Source organism: Polymorphospora sp. A560, from assembly GCF_045781765.1.
Classification (GTDB): domain Bacteria; phylum Actinomycetota; class Actinomycetes; order Mycobacteriales; family Micromonosporaceae; genus Polymorphospora; species Polymorphospora lycopeni.
Map to the genome: position 1 here is coordinate 4559606 of NZ_CP122282.1, position 20540 is coordinate 4580145.

Sequence of the window (20540 nt, forward strand, 5' to 3'; positions counted from 1 at the left end):
GGCTGTTCACGCCCGGAAACCGGTCCGGTCCGCGTCGGTGATCTCGCGGAGCACCCGGGCCGGGTTGCCGGCGGCGACCACACCGGCCGGGACGGACTTCGTGACCACGCTGCCGGAGCCGACGATCGAGCCGGCCCCGATGGTCACGCCCTGGTTGACCGTGACGTCGCCGCCGATCCACACCCGGTCGCCGATCACGACCGGCTTGGCGTAGCAGGCGCCGGCGGCGCGTTCGGCCGCGTCGATCGCGTGGTTCGAGGTGTAGACGCCGACCCGTGGCCCGAACAGCACGTCGTCGCCGATGGTGATGCCGCCGCCATCCAGCAGGACGCAGTCGAAGTTGGCGTAGAAGTTGTCGCCGATACGGATGTTGAACCCGAACTCGCAGCGGAACGTCGGCTCGAAGTGGCAGTCGCGGCCGACGGCGGCCAGCAGCCGGCGCAGGATCCGTTCGCGGTCGGCCGGCGGCCGGCCGAAGCTGGCGTTGTACTCGTCGGTCAGCAGCACCGTCCGCCGCCGGGCCTCGACCAGTTCCCGCGCGGTGTCGTCGTACATCCGGCCGGAGAGCATCCGGGTCCGGAGCGCCTCCAGCCCCGCCGGCTCCGGCCCGTCCGGCCGCCGCGCCACGGGTGCGGCCGTGATCCGCGCGATGGCGTCGACGGTCAGCGCGCGGTCGGCCGGGGTGGTGTCCAGCGCCCGGTGGATCGTCAGCCCCTCGACGAGCGCGTCCAACTGCCGGGCCGTCGCCGGGTCGAAGTGGCGTTCCAGGATCTCGCGGCTGCGTCCCATCCAGGCCCGGGTCAGCTCCCGGTAGGCGGGCTCGCGGGCGGCGAGGGTGTACAGCTCGTGGGTCAGCACCAGTTCGCGGGGGTTGCCCGGGTCGTCGTGGTGGACGAAGTCGGCGACGGCCGCCCGCGCCTCGTCGGCGTCGCGGGCCGTGGCCAGCCGTTCCTCGAAGCGGGCGCTGACCGTGCCGGCGAACCGGGTGAACGCCTCGCGGAGCAGTTCGCCCATCCCCTCGAAGTGGTAGGTCATCGAGCCGAGCGGGACGTCGGCCCGCCGGGCGACCTTGCGGTGCGAGATGCCGGCGACCCCCTCCTCGGCGATCAGGGCGAGCGCGGCGTCGATGATGCGGTCCCGGCGTTCCGGATCCACCCGTCGTGTCCCCATGCCGGTCAGCCTAGGCGGCCCGGTCCGCGCCGCCCGGACCGTCGATGCGTACGAACGTACGTGTCGGCGGCCGTACCGCCGTCGAACCTGACGTAGCGGCATGTCCGATTCCACCGTTGAACCTGACGTTGCGTCATGTCGTAACTTTCGGCGCATGAGCCGACCGGAACGCCTGTGGTCGGTCGGTGCGCTCGCCCGCGCCGCCGGCGTCACCGTCCGTACCCTGCACCACTACGACCGGACCGGGCTGGTGCCGTGCTCGGGACGCACCGGCAGCGGGCACCGGCGCTACACGGGGGACGACGTCACCCGCCTCTACCGGGTGCTGGCGCTACGCGGGCTCGGCCTGCCGCTGCCCGAGATCGAGGCGGTGCTCGCCGCCGACGACCCGGACTCGCTGCTCACCACCGCCCGGCTGCACCGGGAGCGGATCAGGGAGCAGCTCGCGCACACCCGGCGGCTGCACGGCCGGCTCGACGACGTGATCGACCAGCTCGAACACGACCGGGCCCCGACCACCGACGACCTGCTCGACACCCTGGAGACGATGGCCATGTCCGTACATCTCACCCGCATCTACACCCGCACCGGCGACGACGGCCGGACCCACCTCGCCGACCTGACCCGGGTGCCGAAGACCGACCCACGGGTCGAGGCCGGCGGGGCCGTCGACGAACTGACCGCCGCCGTCGGCGTCGCCGTCGCCACGCCCGGTGACCTCCCCGACGGGTACGCCGGCTGGCTGCGCCAGGTCCAGAACGACCTGTTCGACATCGGCGCCGACGTCAGCCGCCCCGGCGGCGGGCCGGCGGCCGGGCCGGCGCCGGACGACGGACCCCGGGTCGACGGGTCGTACGTCGCATGGCTGGAGGAGATCTGCGACCGGGTCAACGCCGATCTGCCCGCGCTGCGGTCGTTCGTGCTGCCCGGCGGCACGCCGCTGTCGGCGCGGCTGCACGTGTGCCGGACCGTCTGCCGGCGCGCGGAGCGCCGGGCGCTGGCCGTGCCCGACGTGAACCCGGAGGTGACCCGGTATCTCAACCGCCTCTCCGACCTGCTGTTCATCCTCGCCCGGGCCGCCGCCGAGGGGGCGCCGGAAGTGCTCTGGCAGCCCGGCCGCCGGCCCGGCGCCGCCTGACGCCGGCCGGCCGTTCACCCCAGCGCGTGGACGATGTCCCGGGTCGCCGGATACAGGTCGCGGTAGGCCGTGTAGCCGCGCCGGTAGGTGTCGGCGGTGGCCGGATCGGGTTCGACCCGGCCGGCCCACCGGGTCCAGTCCTCGTCGCGGCCGACCAGCCCGACCGCGAGCCCGGCGAGGTACGCGTCGCCGTAGCTGGCCCCGATCGTCTGCTCGGGGACGAGCTGCGGCCGGCCGGTGACGTCGGAGACGATCCGGGTCCACAGCGACCGGGCGCCGCCGCCGACCGCGATGACCCGGTCCGGCGGCGCCAGCGAGCCGGCCATCTCGTCCAGATGGTGCCGCACCGCGTACGCGGTCCCCTCCAACACCGCCCGGTAGAGGTGCCCGCGCCCGTGGTCGAGGGTCAGCCCGGCGACGACACCGCGCGCCCGCTCGTCGAACAGCGGAGTGCGTTCCCCGGCGAAGTACGGCAGCACCACCAGCCCGTCGGCGCCGGCGGGCACGGCGGCGGCCTCGGCGGTCAGCCGTTCGTAGTCGGTGCCGCCGGTCAGCCCGCGCAGCCACTCGACCACCGCGCCGGAGGTGGCCATCCCGCCGGCGACGCAGAAGCTGCCAGGGAAGACCCCGGTCGTCGCCCACATCCTCGGGTGGACCACCGGCGCGGGCACCACCCGGGTGAGGAACATCGTGGTGCCGTACATCAGCATCAGGTCGCCGGGCCGGGTGGCGCCGACGCTGACCGACTCGGCCCAGGCGTCGACGGTGCCGGCGGTGACCGGGATGCCTGCGGGCAGGCCGGTGGCGGCGGCCGCGGCGGCGGTCACCGTGCCGGCGGTCTCGGCCGGCCACAGCAGCCGGGGCAGTTCCAGCCCGGGCGCGATCTCCGTGGCCAGGTCGTCGAGCCACGCCTGCGCGTGCAGGTCGTAGAGCGGGTCGCTCTGGCTCGCCGAGTGGTGGTCGAGGACGTACTCGCCGGTGAGCCGGTGGACCAGGAACGAGCTGGCCATGAAGAACCGGCGGGTACGCGACCAGACGTCGGGCTCGTGCCGCCGGATCCAGGCCAGTTTGGGGCCGACGGCCTGGCTGGTCAGCCGGTTGCCGCCGCGCCGGACGATCTCGTCGGCGCCGATCAGGTCGGTCAGCTCGGCGATCTCGGCGGTGGCCCGGGTGTCGACGCCGTACAGGATCGCCGGGCGCAGCGGCCGCCCGCCGGCGGTCGCCGGCAGGACGCACGGGCCGATGCCGCTGACCGCCACGGCGGCGACCGGTCCGGGCGCCGCCGCGAGCAGGTCCGCCACGACGGCGACGAAGTCGGCCCACCAGACCGCCTCCGGATCGTGCTCGACCCGGCCCGGCCGGGGCCGCGACACGCCGTGCGGGCGGGTCGCGGTGGCCAGCACCGTGCCGGCCGGGTCGGTGAGCACGCCCTTGCTGCTCGACGTGCCGATGTCGACGCCGAGCAGGCAGGGGTCACCGGCCATCGGCGGGTCCGGCGTCGCAGCCGTGCAGGCGGATCTGCGGCAGGCCGGTGACCTCCCGGTCGTACTCGCGGTCGATGCGGATGTCGGTCAGTTCCTGGAGGAAGACCTCGCCCTGGCTCCAGATGGTGGCCCGGAAGACGTGCCCGCCGCGTACGTTGCCGCCGGCCTCGGAGAACAGGGCGTGGCAGTGCGCCCAGAGCTTGCCGTCGAGGGTGGTGACGTTGCCCTGGATGGACAGGATCTCCATCGGGCGCTGGAGCACGACGGTGTCGATCTCGTCGGCGAACTCGTGCTCGCGGTGGATCGGCAGGGTGGTGATGTCGCGCGGGTTGCGCAGGTAGACCTCCTGGATGGTGCCGATCACCGAGAGGATGACGGCGGTGTGCACGCCATGGTCGCGGCAGACCTGCTCGATCGAGTCGGTCAGCTGGGCGCCCGGCTTGATGCTCGCGGCGATCACCCGGCCGTTGCCGGCGGCGCGACTGACGACGCTGGGTACGGTGCTGGTCATGGTGCCTCCCGAGGTGTTGGTCACTTGACGCTGCCCATCGTCATTCCGGTGACGATGTGCCGCTGCGCGGCGAGGGTGAGGACGAAGACGGGCAGCATGATGATCGAGGCGTAGGCCATCATCGGCCCCCAGTCCAGGGACGCCTCGTGGACGAAGTTGAAGACGGCGACCGGCAGGGTGCGGCTGTCGCCGTCGGAGAGGATGAGCGCCATCTTGAAGTCGTTCCAGGAGAAGATGAACGCGAGGATTCCGGCGGTGAGCATGCCGGGCCGGGTCAGCGGCACGGCGATCCGCCAGAACGTCTCCAGCTTCCCGCACCCGTCGACCTGCGCCGCGTCGTAGACCTCCTCGGGCAGGGCGGCGAAGAAGTTCACCATGATGAAGACGGTGAGCGGGAACGTGATGATGACGTGCGACAGGATCAGCGCCGGGTAGGTGCCGACCATCCGCAGCGCGGTGAACGCGACGAAGAACGGCACCAGGTAGGCGACGCCGGGCAGCAGCCGGGCGGTCAGCAGCGACAGCGACAGCTTCGTCTGCCGGTAGCGGGCGATGCTGTACGCCGCCGGCACCCCGATCGCCAGCCCGAGCAGGCTGGAGCAGGCGGCGACGACCAGGCTGTTCGTCATGTAGCGGCCGAACGGGGTGCGGGTCAGTGCCTCCCGGTAGTTGTCCAGGGTGGGCGTGAAGTCGAACCACTTCGGCGGGATCGTGTAGATGTCGACCTGCTGCTTGAACGACGAGGTCAGCATCCAGAAGAACACGAACAGGGCCGGGGCGAGCGCGACGGTGACGGCGACGGCGAGCCCGATCCGGCCGAGGATCGAGCCCCGGCGCCGGGGTTTGGCCGCCGGCTTCGCGGCCGGTCGGTGCGGGGTCAGGGTCTGGGACATCGGTTCACCCCTGGTCGGTACGGGCCCGGAGGCGGGTGAAGACGATCGCGACGACGAAGACCAGCAGGGTCAGCCAGACCAGCAGCATCGACCCGTACCCGAAGTGCAGGTACGACAGGCCCTGCTTGAAGGCGTACAGGTTGAGGGTCTCCGACGCGGTGCCGGGACCGCCGTCGGTAATGACTTTGATGATGTCGAACGTCTTGATGGCGTCGATGAGCCGGAAGAGGGCGGCGACGAGAATGACCGGGCTCAGCAGCGGCAGCGTGACGCTGACGAAGGTGCGGATCGGCCCGGCGCCGTCGACCTTGGCCGCCTCGAACGGTTCCTGCGGCAGGGCGGCCAGCCCGGCCAGCACGATCAGCATCACCAGCGGCGTCCACATCCACGTGTCCACGATGGCCAGTGCCGGGATGACGAGGTTGGCGTCGCTGATCCACAGCAGGGTCGGCCCACCGACGGACTGCACGATGTAGTTGAGGATGCCGATGGTCGGGTCGAACATCATCTTCCAGACGAGGGCGACGGCGGCCGGCGTCGCGATCATCGGGAACATGAAGAAGGTACGGGCCATCCCCCGGCCGGGGAACCGCTGGTGGAACAGCAGCGCCGCCCCGACACCGAGAATGACCTGCAGGCCGACCGAGAGCGTGACGAAGTAGACGGTCCGCCAGATGCTTCCCCAGAACTGGCCGTCGGTCAGCGACCGGGTCAGGTTGTCCAGGCCGACGAACTCCGGTGGGCGCAGCCCGCCGGACCACTCGTGGAAGCTGAGATAGATGGTGTAGCCGATCGGGAACGCCAGCATCGCCACGACGACGATCAGGGCCGGCGCCGGCAGGATGTAGCGGTCGTAGCGGTCCAGGACGTCGAGCAGCCTGCGGCGTGGAGGCGGCTGCGGCGCCTGGGCCTTGCGCGGGGGCCGCGGTGGGCTTTCGGTGAGCTGGGCCATCGGGACCAGGTCCTCCCTTGCGGGGTCCGCGGCCGGAGGCTCGCGCCTCCGGCCGCGGCGGGTGACTAACGCATCGCGTCGAGCAGGCCCTGCAGCTTGTCGTTCTGCTGGTCCGCCGTCCGCTTCAGTTCGCCGCCGGTCTGGCCCTCCAGGCCCTTGTTGGCGACCAGGCCGGCGATCTCACGGGCCTCGACACCGGGGGTCACCGGCGGGTTCATCCGGGCCCGGGCCGTCTCGGTGCTGGTGAGTACGACCTGGGTGAACTCGGGCGTCTTGTCCGCCTGCTTGAACTCCGGCGACTCCCACGCCGAACCGCGCGGGCTGGGCCAGCCGGTGAGCTTCAGGTCGAGGTTCATCTGCTTGCTGGTGGCCCACTGGATGAAGTACCAGGCGGCGTCCCCCTTCTCGGAGAAGGGGTTGATGCCGTAGCCCCAGCCGCCGATGAACGGTGCCGCGTCGCAGTCGGCGCGCGGGACGGTGGTGTAGCCGACGTTGCCGGCCACCCGGGACTTGGTCGGGTCCTCCAGGTCCTTGACGAACAGGTTCACGTCCAGGAACGCGAAGACGTTGCCCTGCGCGAACTGCTGCGACGGTACGGGCCAGTCGAAGCCGGAGATGCCGGGCGGGCCGTACTTGCTGCCGAGTTGGCCGTAGACCTCGTACGCCTTGAGCGCCTCGGGGGTGTTGATCGCCGCCTTGCCGTCGGTGACCCACTCGCCGCAGTGCGCGTACAGGAAGGACGAGAACGGGGTGGTGGTCTGGTACGGGATGCCGCGCAGCGCGAAGCCGTACGTCCGGTTGCCCGGGTCGTGCACCGCCGCGGCGGCCGCCTCCCACTCGGCGAACGTGGTCGGCACCGGCAGCCCGGCCTTCGCCAGCAGGTCCTTGCGGTAGTAGACCAGGTCGGTCTGCATCTCCCACAGGACGGTGACGGTCTGCTCCTCCACCGTCATCGCCTCGCGGATGCCGGCGCCGAAGTCCTCGAAGTCGTACTCCGGGTCGGTGACGCCCGGATTCGTGAGGTACGGGCCGAGGTCGGTGTACCAGCCGTTCTTGGCGAACTGGAGGCCGTCGACCTCGGGGAAGGTCGCCATGACGTCGAAGTCCGAGGCCCGCGAGGTGAGCCGGACCGGCAGGTTCTGCCGGTAGCTGGTGACGTCGGAACCCTCGATCTCGACGGTGATGCCGGTGAGTTCGGTGAACTCGGCGAGTCCGGCGCGCAGGCTCTCCACCTGGCCGGTGTCGGCCACGTAGACCTTGATCGACTGACCGTCGTAGCGCTTCCAGTCGAAGGTGTCACCGGTGTATTCCGGGCCCTGGTTTCCGCCGCCGCCCCCGCCGCAGGCGGTGAGGGCCAGGGTCGCGGCCAGGGCTATCGCCACGTTCCTTGCTATCGAGCGTTTCATGTCTGATCTCCTGACGAGAAGACCGGTTCTGCGGGGGCACCGGTGTCGGCCGAGACCTGGGCGACCACGGTGCAGGGGACCTCGCCGACGCCCTGGACGGGCAGCGGGGCGAGGGTGAGCCGGACCCGGCGCCCGGTGAGGGCACCGCATCCGACGAGGCCGGCGACGGTCCAGGTGGACGCGGTCAGGGCCAGCGTGGCGGCCCAGTCCTGCCGTACCTTCTCCGGCCGGTAGTGGGCGATGTAGGTCTTCGCGGCGTCCGACGGGAACGCGGGCCGCAGCCAGGGCCGCAGCTCGGTCCACTCGGTGCGGGCGTGCTCGCCGCCGGGCCGGTCGAGGTAGACGCAGTCGGTCAGCAGCAGGTCCGAGGAGTTGCGGTCGAGCGCCTCGGCGAGCGCCCGCGCCGCCTCGACGCTCAGGTACGGGCTGTCGAGGTAGAACTCCTCGGTGGTGAACCGGGCCGGGTCGTCGCCCCAGCCGGTGACGAGGACGACCGCGTCACCGGTGCGCAGGTCGGCGCCGGCCAGGGCCGTGGTGACCTGGTCGGCGGAGATCTCGCCGCCCGGCCCGGCCGGGCAGTCGACGACGACCGCCGCCCGGTTGACCAGCCGCTCCGGCGGCAACCGGTCGGTGGTGGCACCCGTCGGCGAGCCGAGCGCCGGCCCGAGCAGCCGGGTGGCGGAGCCGCTGCCCATCGTGATGTGGAAGAGGTTCGCGCCGTTGTACGTCAGCGTCGCGATCTCCTCGGTCCGGTACGGCGCCTCCCACGGAAAGAGGCTGCCGGCCGGCGACTCGGTGGTGATCGGGCGGGTCAGGTTGATGGTTCGCAGGGTCATCGGGCGTCTCCCGCCTCGTCGCCGTCGACGGCCAGTACGGTGCACGGAGCCCCTTCGGCTCCGGCGAGGAAGAGGGGCAGGACGGTGACCCGTACCCGCTTGCCGCGCAGCGCGCCGCAGTTGGCGACGGCCGCGACCGGGGACATCGCGAGGTGCAGGACCACCGACGACCCCCAGTCCGGTGCGCCACCACCGGCGCCGCGCGCCGGCGTGTAGTGCCGCATGTAGATGCGCGCCTGCTGGGAGGGGAACGGTGGGCGGTCCCACGGCTTGCGCGACGCCCACTCGGGGAACATGAAGCCCTCGCCGAGGTTGCCGATGTAGGCGCAGTCGGTGAGCATCAGGTCGCTGCCGCGCTCGGTCATCACCTCGGCGAGCCGCTTGGCGCCGGCCAGCGAGAAGTGTGGACTGGTGGTGGCGTACTCGTCGCCGATGGCGCGGTAGCGCTCGTCGTCGCCCCACCCGGTGCGCAGCAGCACGGCGTCGCCGTCGCGGTAGTCGGGGTCCTTGGCCACGGCGCGGTCGATGTCGTCGGGCTCGATCTCCTCGCCCGCCTGCTTCGGGATGTCGATGACGACGGTCTCGCGGTTGACCAGCGTGCCGTAGTCGAGTTCGTGGATGCGGGGCGCGTCGTCGTCGTAGCAGGCGCCGAGCATGAGCCGGGTGCCGGCCTCGCTGTGGAAGCTCATCTGGTGGGTCGCCACGCCCTGCCGCTCGTGGGTGGTCACCGGCGTGAGCTGGAACGGGGAGTCCCAGGCCCACACGTTGCCGACCGGCATGAACGGGTAGAGCGGCAGCGTCAGGTTGACTGTTCTCATCGGGCCTCGCATCTTTTTCGGGTACGGTCCGACGCCCGGCACGGTCCGGGTCGCCGGCCTGGGGCCGTACGCGGTGGGTCCGGTGTCGGGTCTGTCGGGTCCGTTGTCGGGTCTGTCGGCGCCGGTGTCGGGCGGCGCGGTGTCGAGTCCGGGCCGGCAGTGGGTCCGGGCCGGCAGTGGGTCCGGGCCGGTGTCGGGTCTGGTCCGGTCAGGCGTCGCCGGCGGACTGCGGGAAGCAGAGCCGGGGCTGTTGGGCCGCCCAGCGGCGGCGCTGGTCGGACATCACGCCGCCGACCAGGTAGACGTGGTCGATGACCTGCTCGGAGATGGCCTCGGCGTCGCCGGCGAGGACCACGTCGAGCAGGACCCGGTGCGGTTCCGCGATGTCCTGCACGCCGAGCGTCGGGCCGACCATGTTCAGCCACATCCGGAAGAGCACGTGCTGCTCGTCCCAGGCCTTCATGACCCGGGGCAGCCCGCACGGTTCGCACAGGGCGCGGTGGAAGCGGTAGTCGAGTTCGGCGATGCGGCGGGCGTCGCCGGCCACCGACGCGTCGTGCATCTGGTCGATCAGGTCCTCGAGGCCGGCCACGTCGGACGGCCGCAGGCGTGGGGACGCCTGCTGGTAGGCCAGCGTCTCCAGGACCGTGCGGATCATGTGCAGTTCGTGTACGTCGTCCTCGGTCAACTGGACGACGCGGGTGGTGCGCGCCGACTCCTCGACGAGCAGGCCGTCCCGCTTGAGCAGCCAGATCGCCTCGCGTAGCGGGGCCCGGCTGACGCCGAGTTGCCGGGCCAGCGCCTCCTCCACGATCCGGGTGCCGGGTGGCAGTGTGCCGTCGAGGATCGCCGCCCGCAGGACGTCGTACGTCGACTCGCTCAGCACGACCTTCTGCGGCACCCGGAGCGCGGCGACGGACGAGGCGGGTTCGGCTGACTTGACCATGCGACAACCTTCCGGAGGGTCGTCCGGACTCGGTGAAGTCCGGCGATTTATCGTCGACGGTGTACGGTAGACGGAAACGTAGCCGTAACAAGAATGGCCGTCAAGGGGTCCCGCGAGGACACCTTCGAAGACAAAGCCCCTGGTAGACGCAGCGTGAGCGGGTCCGCGACAGCCAGCCATCCTCCGAGGGGCGACACACGGTCGTAACACGGAAGTGACGGCCGCATCGCTATTCGGTGGCTCCGGACCACGGCCACCCCTACCCTCGGGCGGTGTCCCGGGCCCGGCGACGGACCGCCACGGACGCCCTGCGGGTCGAGGAGGGTCGATGCGTACGAGCGAGGAGATCTACCACCGCGCGCGGTGGGATCCCCGGTTCGACCCGGCCCGGTTCGTCATCGGCGTCAACGCGCGCGGCCGGGAGCCCAAGCGGATCCCCCTGCCGGCCTTCGTGCCCGGCGGTGACATCCCATGGCACCGCGTGCTCTTCGTCGAGGCCGACGGCGAGGTCGTCTGGGACCGCGCGACCGGCCTGGACCGGATCGACGCCTCGGCGGCCGGCCGGGTCCGGGCGCCGCGCCGGCTCCGCGCGCCGCACTTCGTCGCGACCACCCCGCACGCGTGGCACCCGGTCGACGGCTGGGCGCCGGCACCGGAGCAGCCCGCGGCGCCGGCCGCCCGGCTGCGGGTCCTGACCTGGAACACGCTGTGGGACCGCTACGACAGCGACCGGATCGACACAGCGCGCCGGCGCCCGCTGCTGATCGCCGCGCTGGAGCGCGCCGACGCCGACGTCATCGCGCTGCAGGAGGTGGAGCGCGACCTGCTGACCCGGCTTCTCGGCGCCGACTGGGTACGCGCCGGCTACACCCTCGGCACCGACCCGGCCGGCGGCGACATCGACGACGGCGGCGTGCTGCTGCTCAGCCGGCTGCCGGTGCGCGAGGCCGGCCGGCACCTGCTCGGTCCACACAAGACGGTGAGCGCGATCACCGTCGACTGTGGTGACGGGCCGGTCGTCGTGGCCGCCGCGCACCTGAGCAGCGACCGGGCGCAGGACGGTCCGGGGCGCCGCGACGTCGAACTCGCCAGCCTCGCCGAAGCGCTGTCCGCTGTAGAGGGTCAGGTGATCCTGGCCGGCGACTTCAACGACGGGGGCGACACGCCGCAGCGTACGCTCCGGCTGCGCGACACCTGGACCGATGTGCACGGACCCGCCGACCGTACGGTGACCTTCGACCCGGCGGTGAACCCGCTGGCCGCCGTGTCGTCGCTGAGCGGACGGGCGTCGAGACTGGACCGCGTCCTGCTGGGCGCCGGCAACCTCCGGGCGGTCGCCGCCACCCTCGTCGGCGACACCCCGACCGACGGGCTCTTCGCGTCCGACCACTTCGGAGTGTCGGTCGACCTGGCCGCGGAGTGCACGCCGGTCGACGGTGACGTGCTGGACCTGCCGCCGACCGCCCGTACGGCGCTGGCCTGGCTCCCACCCGACGAGCTGTGGCCGGCGATCCAACCGATCCGGGCCGACCACGATCCGCAGGTCGACCGCTGGCCGCCGCACGTCAACCTGCTCTTCGGATTCGTGCCGGAGCCGGCCTTCGAGCAGGCCGCACCGCTGCTGTCGGCCGTCGCCGCGGCGACGCCACCGTTCCCGGTACGGCTGGCCGGGGTGCGGACCTTCGCGCACCGCGACGACGCCACCGTATGGCTGAACCCGGCCGCCGCCGATCCGGCGCCGTGGGCCGCCCTCCACGAGGCGCTGGTGCGACGGTTCCCGCGCTGCCGGGGCCGGGCCGACGGATACACCCCGCACCTCACGCTCGGTCGCGGCCGCGATCCGAACCGGGTCGCGGCCGCCTGCACCGCCCGCCTCGGACCGATGCCGGCACAGGTCGGCGAACTGGTGCTGCTCTCCCGGCGCGGCGACGAGCCGATGCGCCCACGGGCCGTCGTCACGCTCGGCACCGGTGCGGTCCGCTGGCTGCCGGAGCCCACCGCGCCGTCGCCCGCCACGGGCAGCGGGCACCGTCTGGTCACCGCGATCCGGGAGGCGCTGCGCGACGGTGCCGTGCATGTCGCCGGATCACGCCGCCTCGGATGCGCGCTGCCCGGCGCGGACCTGGATCTCGTCGCCGCGCTGCCGGGCAGTCCCGACCTCACGGACCTGCGGGCCCGGCTGGCAGCCGCCCTCCCGCACGCGTCGTCGGTGCGCCCCGTCGTCGGGGCCCGGGTGCCCGGCCTGCGGGCCCACGTCGACGGGCTCGACGTGGACCTCGTCGTGGTCGGCACCGGTCGGGTACCGCCCGCCGAAGCGGTCGACCGCCGGGCCGAACTGGGCGAGGCAGCGGCCACCGCACTCAGCGCGGTGTCCGACGCCGAGGCGGTCCGGCGGGCCGTCGGCACCGACGCGCGCTTCCCGGACCTCGCCCGGGCGGTCAAGGCGTGGGCGAGGGCGGGCGGGCTCGACTCCGCCCCGTTCGGCGGGCTGCCCGGCCTCGCCTGGACGGTGCTCGCCGCCCGGACCGTACTCGACGCCTGTGACCTGCGGGGCGACGAACTCCTCCAGCACTTCTTCGGCACCTGGGCCGCGTGGGACTGGCGCCGGCCGGTCACCCTCGACGGCGGCACCGTGCCGCCGGCGGACGCCGCCGTGACGGTCCTGACCCCGTCCTCCCCGGCCCGTAGCTGCACCGACCAAGTCGGCCCCGGCCTGCGCGACCTGCTGACCGAGGAGCTGTACCGGGCCTGGGAAGGGCACCCGCCGACCCCGTCACACCGGCGGCACGCGAGCTGGGCGGTCGTCACCGTGTCGGCGGTGGCCGGCGAGGCGTTCGAGGTGACGGTCGGCCGGTTCCGGGGCCGGGTACGCGCCCTGCTGACCGCGATCGAGCGGGACGGAACCGTGGACGTCCACGCCTGGCCACGACCGTACGAGGCCGGCCCGGCCCGGCGCCGCTACGCGATCGGGCTGGGCCGCGAGCCGTACGACCCGATCCGGCTGGCCGGGATCACCGCCGGCTGGCTCGACGGCGTGCCCGGCGTACGCGTCGACCCGACCGACGACGGCACCGTCCCGACCCTGCTCTGAGACTCCACAGAGCGGAGGTACGTGCTATCGATAACAGGCCGTGAGTCTCTAACCACACGGGGAGGCCAACGTGTCGCCTGTCGAAGGTATCGGCGACAAACTGCGATCAATGACCGAAGGCATCACCAGGACACTGGAGGCGATCACCGCAGCCGACAACATCGCCGGGCAGATGGTCGAGGATGTGGCACGGTCGGGCTTCACCCACATCGGCCATGGCATTGTCCAGTTGCGGGCGGCGGTACGGGAACTCCAGGCACGGGTCGCCGCCCTCGGCGAGTCGATCAACACGACACGGACGAGGGTCGCTCAGATACCCGATCAGCCATCACCACAAGAGATCATCTCGGTGCTGACCCCGGTACTCGACGCGCTCACTGCAATGCGGAACGGCATCGGTGCGACGATCACCAAGGCCACGGAAGTTCAGTACCTGGCAATCGACCTACTACGCGGCGGCCAGCCCGGTCCGATTCTGGCCTGCCTGGACGCGGTCAAGCAACTCCTGGCGCGAACCGGACAGCGTGGCGATGCGACCAAAGTGCATGCCGAAGCCCTGCTGAGCGAAGCCCGCAAGACCGGTGGCGCGGGACCGACGCAGAGCGACGACACAGGCACAGAGCGACCGCTTCCGGCCCCTGGCCACCGGTCAGCGAACGCACCCCTGCCGTCTCGCTACGACCCCGCCAAAGCCGACGAAATCAGACCGTACGTCGGGCGGGACAAGGCCGTGGGCCGGCTCTACGGATCTGACGGGGAGCCGGTTGGTGACCTGCTCTTCAGCGGCCAGTCCGGGCCGGGCAAAGGCGGTCCCGGCCTGGCCGGCCGGTGGAGACACCTGGAGTCCCTGACCGAACACACCGAAGGGCACGCAGCCGCACTCGTACGTGAGCATGGTATCGAGGATGCTGCGCCCTACTTGAACATGCACCCCTGCCGCAAGCCCGAGGGCTGTCACCGAAACATCGACAAGGCACTCCGACCGGGCTCCCGACTTACGGTGTGGGTGGTCAACGCGGACGGCAGTACCCTGCGACGCAGATATGAAGGCAATGGAGAGGCGCTCGAAAAGTGACAACTCAAGACGTGCAACAGGTACCGGTAGTCGTCGACGATCCTGACACTCTTCAGCGGCTCCGCCGGGCGGCCGACGGGATGAGCACCGCCCGTGCAACCCAGTACGCGATCTCTCTCGGTGTCACTCCCCCGTCCGCCGACCCGGACTGGGAGCTGATGACGCGGTTCGAGGCGGACGGATCGGAAGGGCCGCTCATGTGGGTGCTGGTCTCCGAACCGCTCGGCGACAAGTAGGACGGAACCCTCCCGGCCAGCGCACCCGATGCCCCTGCCCGGCCCGTTGGCCGTACCTGCGCGGAATAGGTCGGTGCGACGGGCCGTGGCGATTCCCGGCGGCCGCTAGCATCATCGGGAAGTCGGGGGCGGAGGTCGTTCTGATGCGTTACGCGGTTCTTGTCGGGCGTCGTCGGTGACCGGGTCGGCCGGTCGGTCGCGCCGCCCGGTCCGCTGGCGTCGCCTCCTCCTACGGCTGGCCCTCGTCGCCGTCGTCGCGGCGATCCTCGCCAGCATCCCCTGGCTGTGGACCACCGTCTCCGCCAACGGGCACGTGTACGACGAGGCGGACGCGCCGGCCGCGGACGTCGTCATCGTCCTGGGCACCGAGGTGGCGACCGACGGCCAGCCGTCGCCACGGCTCGCCGGCCGCCTGCAGACCGCCGCCGCCCTGGTGCATGCCGGCCGGGCCCGCGTCGTCCTCGTGTCCGGCGACGGTGGCGGGGTGTCCGGCGACGAGCCGGCGGCGATGACGTCGTACCTGAGCGGGACGCTCGGGGTCGCGCCGGAGCGGATCGTGGCCGACCCGTCCGGTCTGGACACCTACGACAGTTGTGCCCGGGCCCGCGACGTGTACGGCATCACCCGGGCCCTGATCGTGACCCAGTCGTGGCACCTGCCGCGGGCGGTCACCCTGTGCCGGCACCTCGGCGTCGACGCCGACGGGGTGACCGCACGCTGCGCCGACTGCCCGACCAGCCTGATCGCCGGGAAGACGGTACGCGACTACCTCGCCAGCGGGAAGGCGGCGTGGGACGCGGTACGGCGTCGGCCGCCGGCGGTCGACTCGCCCCCGGACCCGGCGGTCAGCGACGCGCTGCGGGGCGGTTGAGCGGCGGTCTCAGGACCGGCCGGTGAAGGCGGCCAGCAGTCGCTCGGCGGCCAGGGCCGGGGTGAGGGTGCCGTCGAGCACCTCGCGTTCGAGCGCCGGGGCGAGGGCGACGACCTCGGGGTGGCCGCGCAGCCGGTCCATCAGCGCGCCCCGGGCCATCGCCCACATCCAGTCGACCTGCTGGCGGCGGCGGCGCCGGGCGAGTTCCCCGGATTCGGCCAGGGTGTCCTGGTGGCGGACCAGGTGCTCCCACACGCCGGTGAGTCCGGTGCCCTCGCGGGCGCTGCACGTCACCACGGGCGGCCGCCAGGTGCCCTCGGCGACCTGGAGGAGGCGGAGCGCGCCGGACAGTTCGCGGGCGGCCTTGCGGGCGTCGTCGGCGTGTGGGCCGTCGGCCTTGTTGACCGCGACGACGTCGGCCAGTTCCAGGACGCCCTTCTTGATGCCCTGGAGTTGGTCGCCGGTGCGGGCGAGGGTGAGCAGCAGGAACGAGTCGACCATGTCGGCGACCGTGGTCTCGGACTGGCCGACGCCGACGGTCTCGACGAGTACGACGTCGTAGCCGGCCGCCTCGACGACCACCATCGCCTCGCGGGTCGCCTTGGCCACCCCGCCGAGGGTGCCGGCGGTCGGTGACGGCCGGACGAAGGCGTTCGGGTCGACGGCGAGGCGGGCCATCCGGGTCTTGTCGCCGAGGATGCTGCCGCCGGTGCGGGTCGAGGACGGGTCGACGGCGAGCACCGCAACCCGGTGTCCGGCGGCGGTCAGTTCGCTGCCGAGCGCGTCGATGAACGTGGACTTGCCGACGCCGGGCACCCCGGTCACGCCGACCCGGCGGGCCTTGCCGGCGTGCGGGGTCAGCGCGATCAGCAGCCGCTGGGCCAGCGGCTGGTGGTCGGCGCGGCGGGACTCGACCAGGGTGATCGCGCGGGCGATCCAGGCGGTCGATCCGGCGAGGACCCCGTCGGCGTATGCCTGGACGTCGATCGGGCGGGACGTCATGCGGCGGGTTCGGGGTGGCCGAGCCGGCGGCCGAGTTCGGTGAGCAGGTCGAGCGCGGCGTCGGCGATGACGGTCCCCGGCGGAAAGATCGCCGCGGCGCCGGCCGCCCGGAGCGCGTCGAAGTCCTGGGGCGGGACCACCCCGCCGACGATGATCATGATGTCGTCGCGGCCGAGGGCGGCGAGTTCGTCGCGCAGCGCCGGCACCAGGGTCAGGTGGCCGGCGGCCAGCGAGTTGACGCCGACGACGTGGACGTCGGCCTCGACGGCCTGCCGGGCGACCTCGGCCGGGGTGGAGAACAGCGGCCCGACGTCGACGTCGAAGCCGAGGTCGGCGAAGGCGGTGGCGACGACCTTCTGGCCGCGGTCGTGGCCGTCCTGGCCCATCTTGGCGACCAGGATCCGGGGCTGGCGCCCTTCGGCGTCGCCGAACGCGGCGGTGGCCGCCCGGGCCGCCTCGATGTTCCCGGCCCCGCCGGCCTCGTTGCGGTACACCCCGGAAATGGTACGGATCTGGGCGGCGTGCCGGCCGTACACCTTCTCCAGCGCGTCGGAGATCTCGCCGACGGTGGCCTTGGCGCGGGCGGCGTCGATCGCCAGGGCGAGCAGGTTCTGGTCCAGTCCCGGCCCGCGCGTGCCGGCGATCGCGGCGCCCGCGCCCCTGGTCAGCGCGTCCAGGGCGGCGAGGCAGGTATCCTCGTCGCGCTCGGCGCGCAGCCGGCGCAGCTTGTCGAGCTGCCGGGCGCGTACGGCGCTGTTGTCGACCTTGAGCACGTCGATCGCGTCGTCGCCGTCGGGCCGGTAGCGGTTGACCCCGATCACCGGCTGCCGGCCCGAGTCGATGCGGGCCTGGGTGCGGGCGGCGGCCTCCTCGACGCGCAGCTTCGGGATGCCCTCGTCGATGGCGCGGGCCATGCCGCCGGCCGCCTCCACCTCGCTGATGTGTTCCCAGGCCCGGCGGGCGAGGTCGTGGGTGAGCCGTTCGACGTACGCGCTGCCGCCCCACGGGTCGATGACACCGGTGGTGCCGGACTCCTGCTGCAGCAGGAGCTGGGTGTTGCGGGCGATCCGGGCGGAGAAGTCGGTCGGCAGGGCGAGCGCCTCGTCGAGGGCGTTGGTGTGCAGCGACTGGGTGTGGCCCTGGGTGGCGGCCATCGCCTCGACGCAGGTGCGGCCGACGTTGTTGAAGACGTCCTGGGCGGTCAGCGACCAGCCCGAGGTCTGGCAGTGCGTACGCAGGCTCAGCGACTTGGGGTTCTTCGGCCCGAACTCGCGGACCAGCCGGGCCCACAGCAGCCGGGCGGCGCGCAGCTTGGCGACCTCCATGAAGAAGTTCATGCCGATCGCCCAGAAGAACGACAGCCGGGGGGCGAACGCGTCGATGTCGAGGCCGGCCTCGCGGCCGGCCCGCAGGTACTCCACCCCGTCGGCGAGCGTGTACGCCAGCTCCAGGTCGGCGGTCGCGCCGGCCTCCTGGATGTGGTATCCGGAGATGGAGATCGAGTTGTAGCGCGGCATCCGCTGCGAGGTGTACGCGAAGATGTCGGAGATGATCCGCATCGACGGTGCCGGCGGGTAGATGTAGGTGTTGCGGACCATGAACTCCTTGAGGATGTCGTTCTGGATCGTGCCGGACAACCGTTCCGGCGCGACCCCCTGCTCCTCGGCGGCGACGACGTAGAGCGCCAGGACGGGCAGCACGGCGCCGTTCATCGTCATCGACACGCTCATCCGGTCCAGCGGGATGCCGTCGAAGAGCTGGCGCATGTCGTAGATGGAGTCGATGGCGACACCGGCCATGCCGACGTCGCCGGCGACCCGCGGGTGGTCGGAGTCGTAGCCGCGGTGGGTGGGCAGGTCGAAGGCGACCGACAGGCCCTTCTGCCCGCCGGCGAGGTTGCGCCGGTAGAAGGCGTTGGACTCCTCGGCGGTGGAGAAGCCGGCGTACTGGCGGATCGTCCACGGCTGGGTGGCGTACATCGTCGGGTAGGGCCCGCGCAGGTAGGGCGTGATGCCGGGGTAGGTGCGCAGGAAGTCGAGGCCGGCGAGGTCGTCGGCGGTGTAGAGCGGCCGGACGTCGATCCCTTCCGGGGTGTGCCAGACGAGCTGGTCGGCGCCGGCCGCGGCCCGCCAGGCGTCGAGGTCGCCGTCGGTGGTGGGCGGCCCGCCGAGTTCCACCGTCGAGAAGTCGGGGATCATCCGGCCACCTCCAGGTCGCGCAGCAGTTCGGTCAGGACCTCGACGGCGTCGCAGCCGGCGTACAGGTGGCCGGTGACGCCGGGGTAGTCCTTGGGACGGCCGGCGAGCCACACCCGTACGGCGCCGGCGGCGGTGAGCGCGGCGGCGACCGGTCCGGCCGACTCGGCGTAGAGCTTGTCGCTGGAGCAGAGGCAGGCCACGGTGGCGCCGCTCGCGGTGAACTCGGCGGCGAGCGTGGCGGGATCGTCGCCGGTGCCGGTCACCGTGGCGATGCCACCGGCGGCGAGCAGGTTGGCGGCGAAGCCGGTCCGGGCGCTGTGGACGGCCGGTGGCCCGAGCGCGGCGAGGAAGACGGTGGGCCGGTCGCCGGTGGCCGTACGGTGGGCGTCGGCCCGGTCGCGCAGCCGCTCGAACTGTTCGGCGTAGCGGTGCCGGGGCAGCCCGCCGGACGGTGGTGACGGTGCCGGCTCGCGCACCGGGAGCTGTTCGTCCAGGTTGGGGAACTCGCTGACGCCGGTGATCGGGTCGCGCCGGTGGGCGAGGTTGTCGGCGCGTCGCCGCCAGGTCGCGGCCAGCCGGTCGGCGACCAGGCCGCTGTCGAGCGCGGCCGCCATGCCGCCGGCCCGCTCGATCTCGGTGAACCAGTCCCAGGCGGCGCGGGCAAGTTCCTCGGTACGCCGTTCGACGTACCAGGAGCCGCCGGCGGGGTCGACGACCCGGCCGACGTTGGCCTCGTCGAGCAGCAGCGACTGGATGTTGCGGGCGACCCGCCGGGCCAGCGCGTCCGGCAGGCCGAGGGAGAGGTCGAACGGCTGGACGGTCACCGCGCCGGCGCCGCCGACCCCGGCGGCGAAGCAGGCGACGGTGGTGCGCAGCATGTTCACCCACGGGTCGCGGGCGGTCATCATCGCCGCCGAGGTGACGGCGTGCTGCCGCTGCCCGCCGGCGGCCGGCAGGCCGCACACCTGGGCGACCCGGGCCCACAGCCGCCGCGCGGCGCGCAGCTTGGCGATGGTGCCGAACTGGTCGGCGGTGGCGGCGTAGCGGAACTCGAGCTGGTCGAAGGCTTCGGCGAGGCCGAGCCCGCCGTCGGTGAGGGTGCGCAGGTAGGCCAGCCCGGTCGCCACCGCGCAGCCGAGTTCCTCGGCGTCGCTGCCGCCGGCGTCGTGGTAGCCGGTGGCGTCGACGGTGACGGCCCGCAGCCGCGGGAAGTCGGCGGCGCACCGCGCGGCGGCTCCGGCCACCGAGGTCAGCGGCAGCTCGGTGGGCGTACCGGTCGCGGCGCGCAGCCCGAGCGGGTCGAGGCCGAGGTTGCCGGCGACCTCCCCGGCCGGGACACCGCGGGCGTCGAGCAGGTCGAACCAGGCCTCGGTGGCGGCGAGGGACTGCCCTCCCGCGTCGAGGACCACGCCGGCCAGGTCCAGGTGTACGCCGTCGAGCGCGGCCGGGAGCCCGTCGAGCGGGATGCCGCTGTCGCCGAGCACCAGCCAGAGCGAGGTGGCCCCGTTCTCCAGGTCGGCGAGGACGGCGGCGTTCGTCGCCTTCGGATCGGGGTCGGCGTGCCGCTGGCGGACGTCCCAGCCGGTGGCGGCGGCGCCTGCGGTGCGACTGTCGCGGGTGTACGGGAACATCCCGGGCAGGCCGGTCGGCACCGTCTCGGTGTCGGCGGTGTAGAGCGGGGCGATCCGGAGGCCGTCGTACGTGGTGGTCGACAGCAGGTCCTCGACCGTCCCGGGTTCGCTGTCCTCGTCGGCCAGTCCGGCCTTGCGCGCCACCGAGTGGGCCAGCAGTCGCCACTCTTCCAGGGTGGCGGCCGGGAAGTCGGCAGCGAGGCGCATGTCCTCGGGCGGCACCGTCATGCCCGGATGCTACTGGCGACACCGTTCCGGCACCCTGGAGCGGAGCTGAATGTA

The 20540-nt window shown here is 72.6% G+C and carries 17 protein-coding genes and 1 pseudogene; 6 read left to right on the forward strand and 12 right to left on the reverse strand.

Annotation, left to right across the window (positions count from 1 at the left end; all coding sequences use genetic code 11):
* Nucleotides 1-6 precede the first annotated feature (6 nt).
* Entirely contained in the window at nucleotides 7-1170 is a 1164-nt protein-coding gene (locus QCD66_RS20295; protein ID WP_375734953.1) for a maltose acetyltransferase domain-containing protein, read from the reverse strand.
* Nucleotides 1171-1324: 154 nt separating this feature from the next.
* Between QCD66_RS20295 and QCD66_RS20300 the strand changes: the two are divergent.
* Nucleotides 1325-1492, forward strand: a pseudogene (locus QCD66_RS20300) (MerR family DNA-binding transcriptional regulator); the annotation flags it as partial.
* 231 nt (nucleotides 1493-1723) lie between these two features.
* The gene (locus tag QCD66_RS20305; protein WP_364207594.1) at nucleotides 1724-2308 is read left to right on the forward strand and encodes a cob(I)yrinic acid a,c-diamide adenosyltransferase; all 585 of its coding nucleotides are present in this window, start codon (nucleotides 1724-1726) and stop codon (nucleotides 2306-2308) included.
* A 14-nt stretch (nucleotides 2309-2322) separates the two neighbouring features.
* Here QCD66_RS20305 and QCD66_RS20310 read toward each other — a convergent pair whose 3' ends face one another.
* The 8 genes from QCD66_RS20310 to QCD66_RS20345 form a co-directional block, all read right to left on the reverse strand.
* A complete protein-coding gene (locus QCD66_RS20310) occupies nucleotides 2323-3792 on the reverse strand; it encodes an FGGY-family carbohydrate kinase (RefSeq protein ID WP_375734954.1) in 1470 nt (489 codons plus the stop codon).
* Nucleotides 3782-4303: a PPC domain-containing DNA-binding protein gene (locus tag QCD66_RS20315; protein ID WP_357541693.1), complete on the reverse strand. Its 522-nt coding sequence runs from the start codon at nucleotides 4301-4303 to the stop codon at nucleotides 3782-3784. The genes QCD66_RS20310 and QCD66_RS20315 overlap by 11 nt, the downstream gene beginning before the upstream one ends.
* 20 nt (nucleotides 4304-4323) lie before the next feature.
* Nucleotides 4324-5196 (reverse strand): carbohydrate ABC transporter permease, encoded by an 873-nt coding sequence (locus QCD66_RS20320; RefSeq protein WP_375734955.1) that lies wholly within the window; start codon nucleotides 5194-5196, stop codon nucleotides 4324-4326.
* A gap of 4 nt (nucleotides 5197-5200) precedes the next feature.
* On the reverse strand, nucleotides 5201-6148 hold the full coding sequence (locus QCD66_RS20325) for a sugar ABC transporter permease (RefSeq protein WP_364206690.1): 948 nt from the start codon (nucleotides 6146-6148) through the stop codon (nucleotides 5201-5203).
* 65 nt (nucleotides 6149-6213) lie between these two features.
* On the reverse strand, nucleotides 6214-7554 hold the full coding sequence (locus QCD66_RS20330; RefSeq protein ID WP_375734956.1) for an extracellular solute-binding protein: 1341 nt from the start codon (nucleotides 7552-7554) through the stop codon (nucleotides 6214-6216).
* Entirely contained in the window at nucleotides 7551-8390 is an 840-nt protein-coding gene (locus QCD66_RS20335) for a cyclase family protein (RefSeq protein WP_375734957.1), read from the reverse strand. Before QCD66_RS20335 ends, QCD66_RS20330 begins: the two co-directional genes overlap by 4 nt.
* Complete coding sequence (locus QCD66_RS20340; RefSeq protein WP_357541684.1) at nucleotides 8387-9208, reverse strand: cyclase family protein; 822 nt, start codon at nucleotides 9206-9208, stop codon at nucleotides 8387-8389. The genes QCD66_RS20335 and QCD66_RS20340 overlap by 4 nt, the downstream gene beginning before the upstream one ends.
* Nucleotides 9209-9416: 208 nt before the next feature.
* A complete protein-coding gene (locus QCD66_RS20345; RefSeq protein ID WP_375734958.1) occupies nucleotides 9417-10154 on the reverse strand; it encodes a GntR family transcriptional regulator in 738 nt (245 codons plus the stop codon).
* 328 nt (nucleotides 10155-10482) lie between these two features.
* On the opposite strand from QCD66_RS20345, the gene QCD66_RS20350 reads away from it, so the two are divergent.
* The 4 genes from QCD66_RS20350 to QCD66_RS20365 all read left to right on the forward strand — a co-directional run bounded on the left by QCD66_RS20350 (nucleotide 10483) and on the right by QCD66_RS20365 (nucleotide 15427).
* On the forward strand, nucleotides 10483-13245 hold the full coding sequence (locus tag QCD66_RS20350) for a poly(A) polymerase (protein ID WP_375734959.1): 2763 nt from the start codon (nucleotides 10483-10485) through the stop codon (nucleotides 13243-13245).
* Between the two features lie 70 nt (nucleotides 13246-13315).
* Nucleotides 13316-14320: a DUF6244 family protein gene (locus tag QCD66_RS20355; RefSeq protein WP_375734960.1), complete on the forward strand. Its 1005-nt coding sequence runs from the start codon at nucleotides 13316-13318 to the stop codon at nucleotides 14318-14320.
* Between the two features lie 11 nt (nucleotides 14321-14331).
* Nucleotides 14332-14556, forward strand: coding sequence for a hypothetical protein (locus tag QCD66_RS20360; protein ID WP_375734961.1), 225 nt, complete (start codon nucleotides 14332-14334; stop codon nucleotides 14554-14556).
* A gap of 175 nt (nucleotides 14557-14731) precedes the next feature.
* On the forward strand, nucleotides 14732-15427 hold the full coding sequence (locus QCD66_RS20365) for a vancomycin high temperature exclusion protein (RefSeq protein WP_375734962.1): 696 nt from the start codon (nucleotides 14732-14734) through the stop codon (nucleotides 15425-15427).
* 9 nt (nucleotides 15428-15436) lie between these two features.
* On the opposite strand, the gene meaB is transcribed toward QCD66_RS20365, so the two are convergent.
* From meaB to QCD66_RS20380, 3 genes are read right to left on the reverse strand one after another with little or no spacing between them, the layout of a single operon-like run.
* Complete coding sequence (gene meaB / locus QCD66_RS20370) at nucleotides 15437-16429, reverse strand: methylmalonyl Co-A mutase-associated GTPase MeaB (RefSeq protein WP_375734963.1); 993 nt, start codon at nucleotides 16427-16429, stop codon at nucleotides 15437-15439.
* The gene (gene scpA / locus QCD66_RS20375) at nucleotides 16426-18627 is read right to left on the reverse strand and encodes a methylmalonyl-CoA mutase (protein WP_364206706.1); all 2202 of its coding nucleotides are present in this window, start codon (nucleotides 18625-18627) and stop codon (nucleotides 16426-16428) included. Before scpA ends, meaB begins: the two co-directional genes overlap by 4 nt.
* Complete coding sequence (locus QCD66_RS20380) at nucleotides 18624-20486, reverse strand: methylmalonyl-CoA mutase family protein (protein WP_375734964.1); 1863 nt, start codon at nucleotides 20484-20486, stop codon at nucleotides 18624-18626. The genes scpA and QCD66_RS20380 overlap by 4 nt, the downstream gene beginning before the upstream one ends.
* Between the last annotated feature and the right edge of the window lie 54 nt (nucleotides 20487-20540).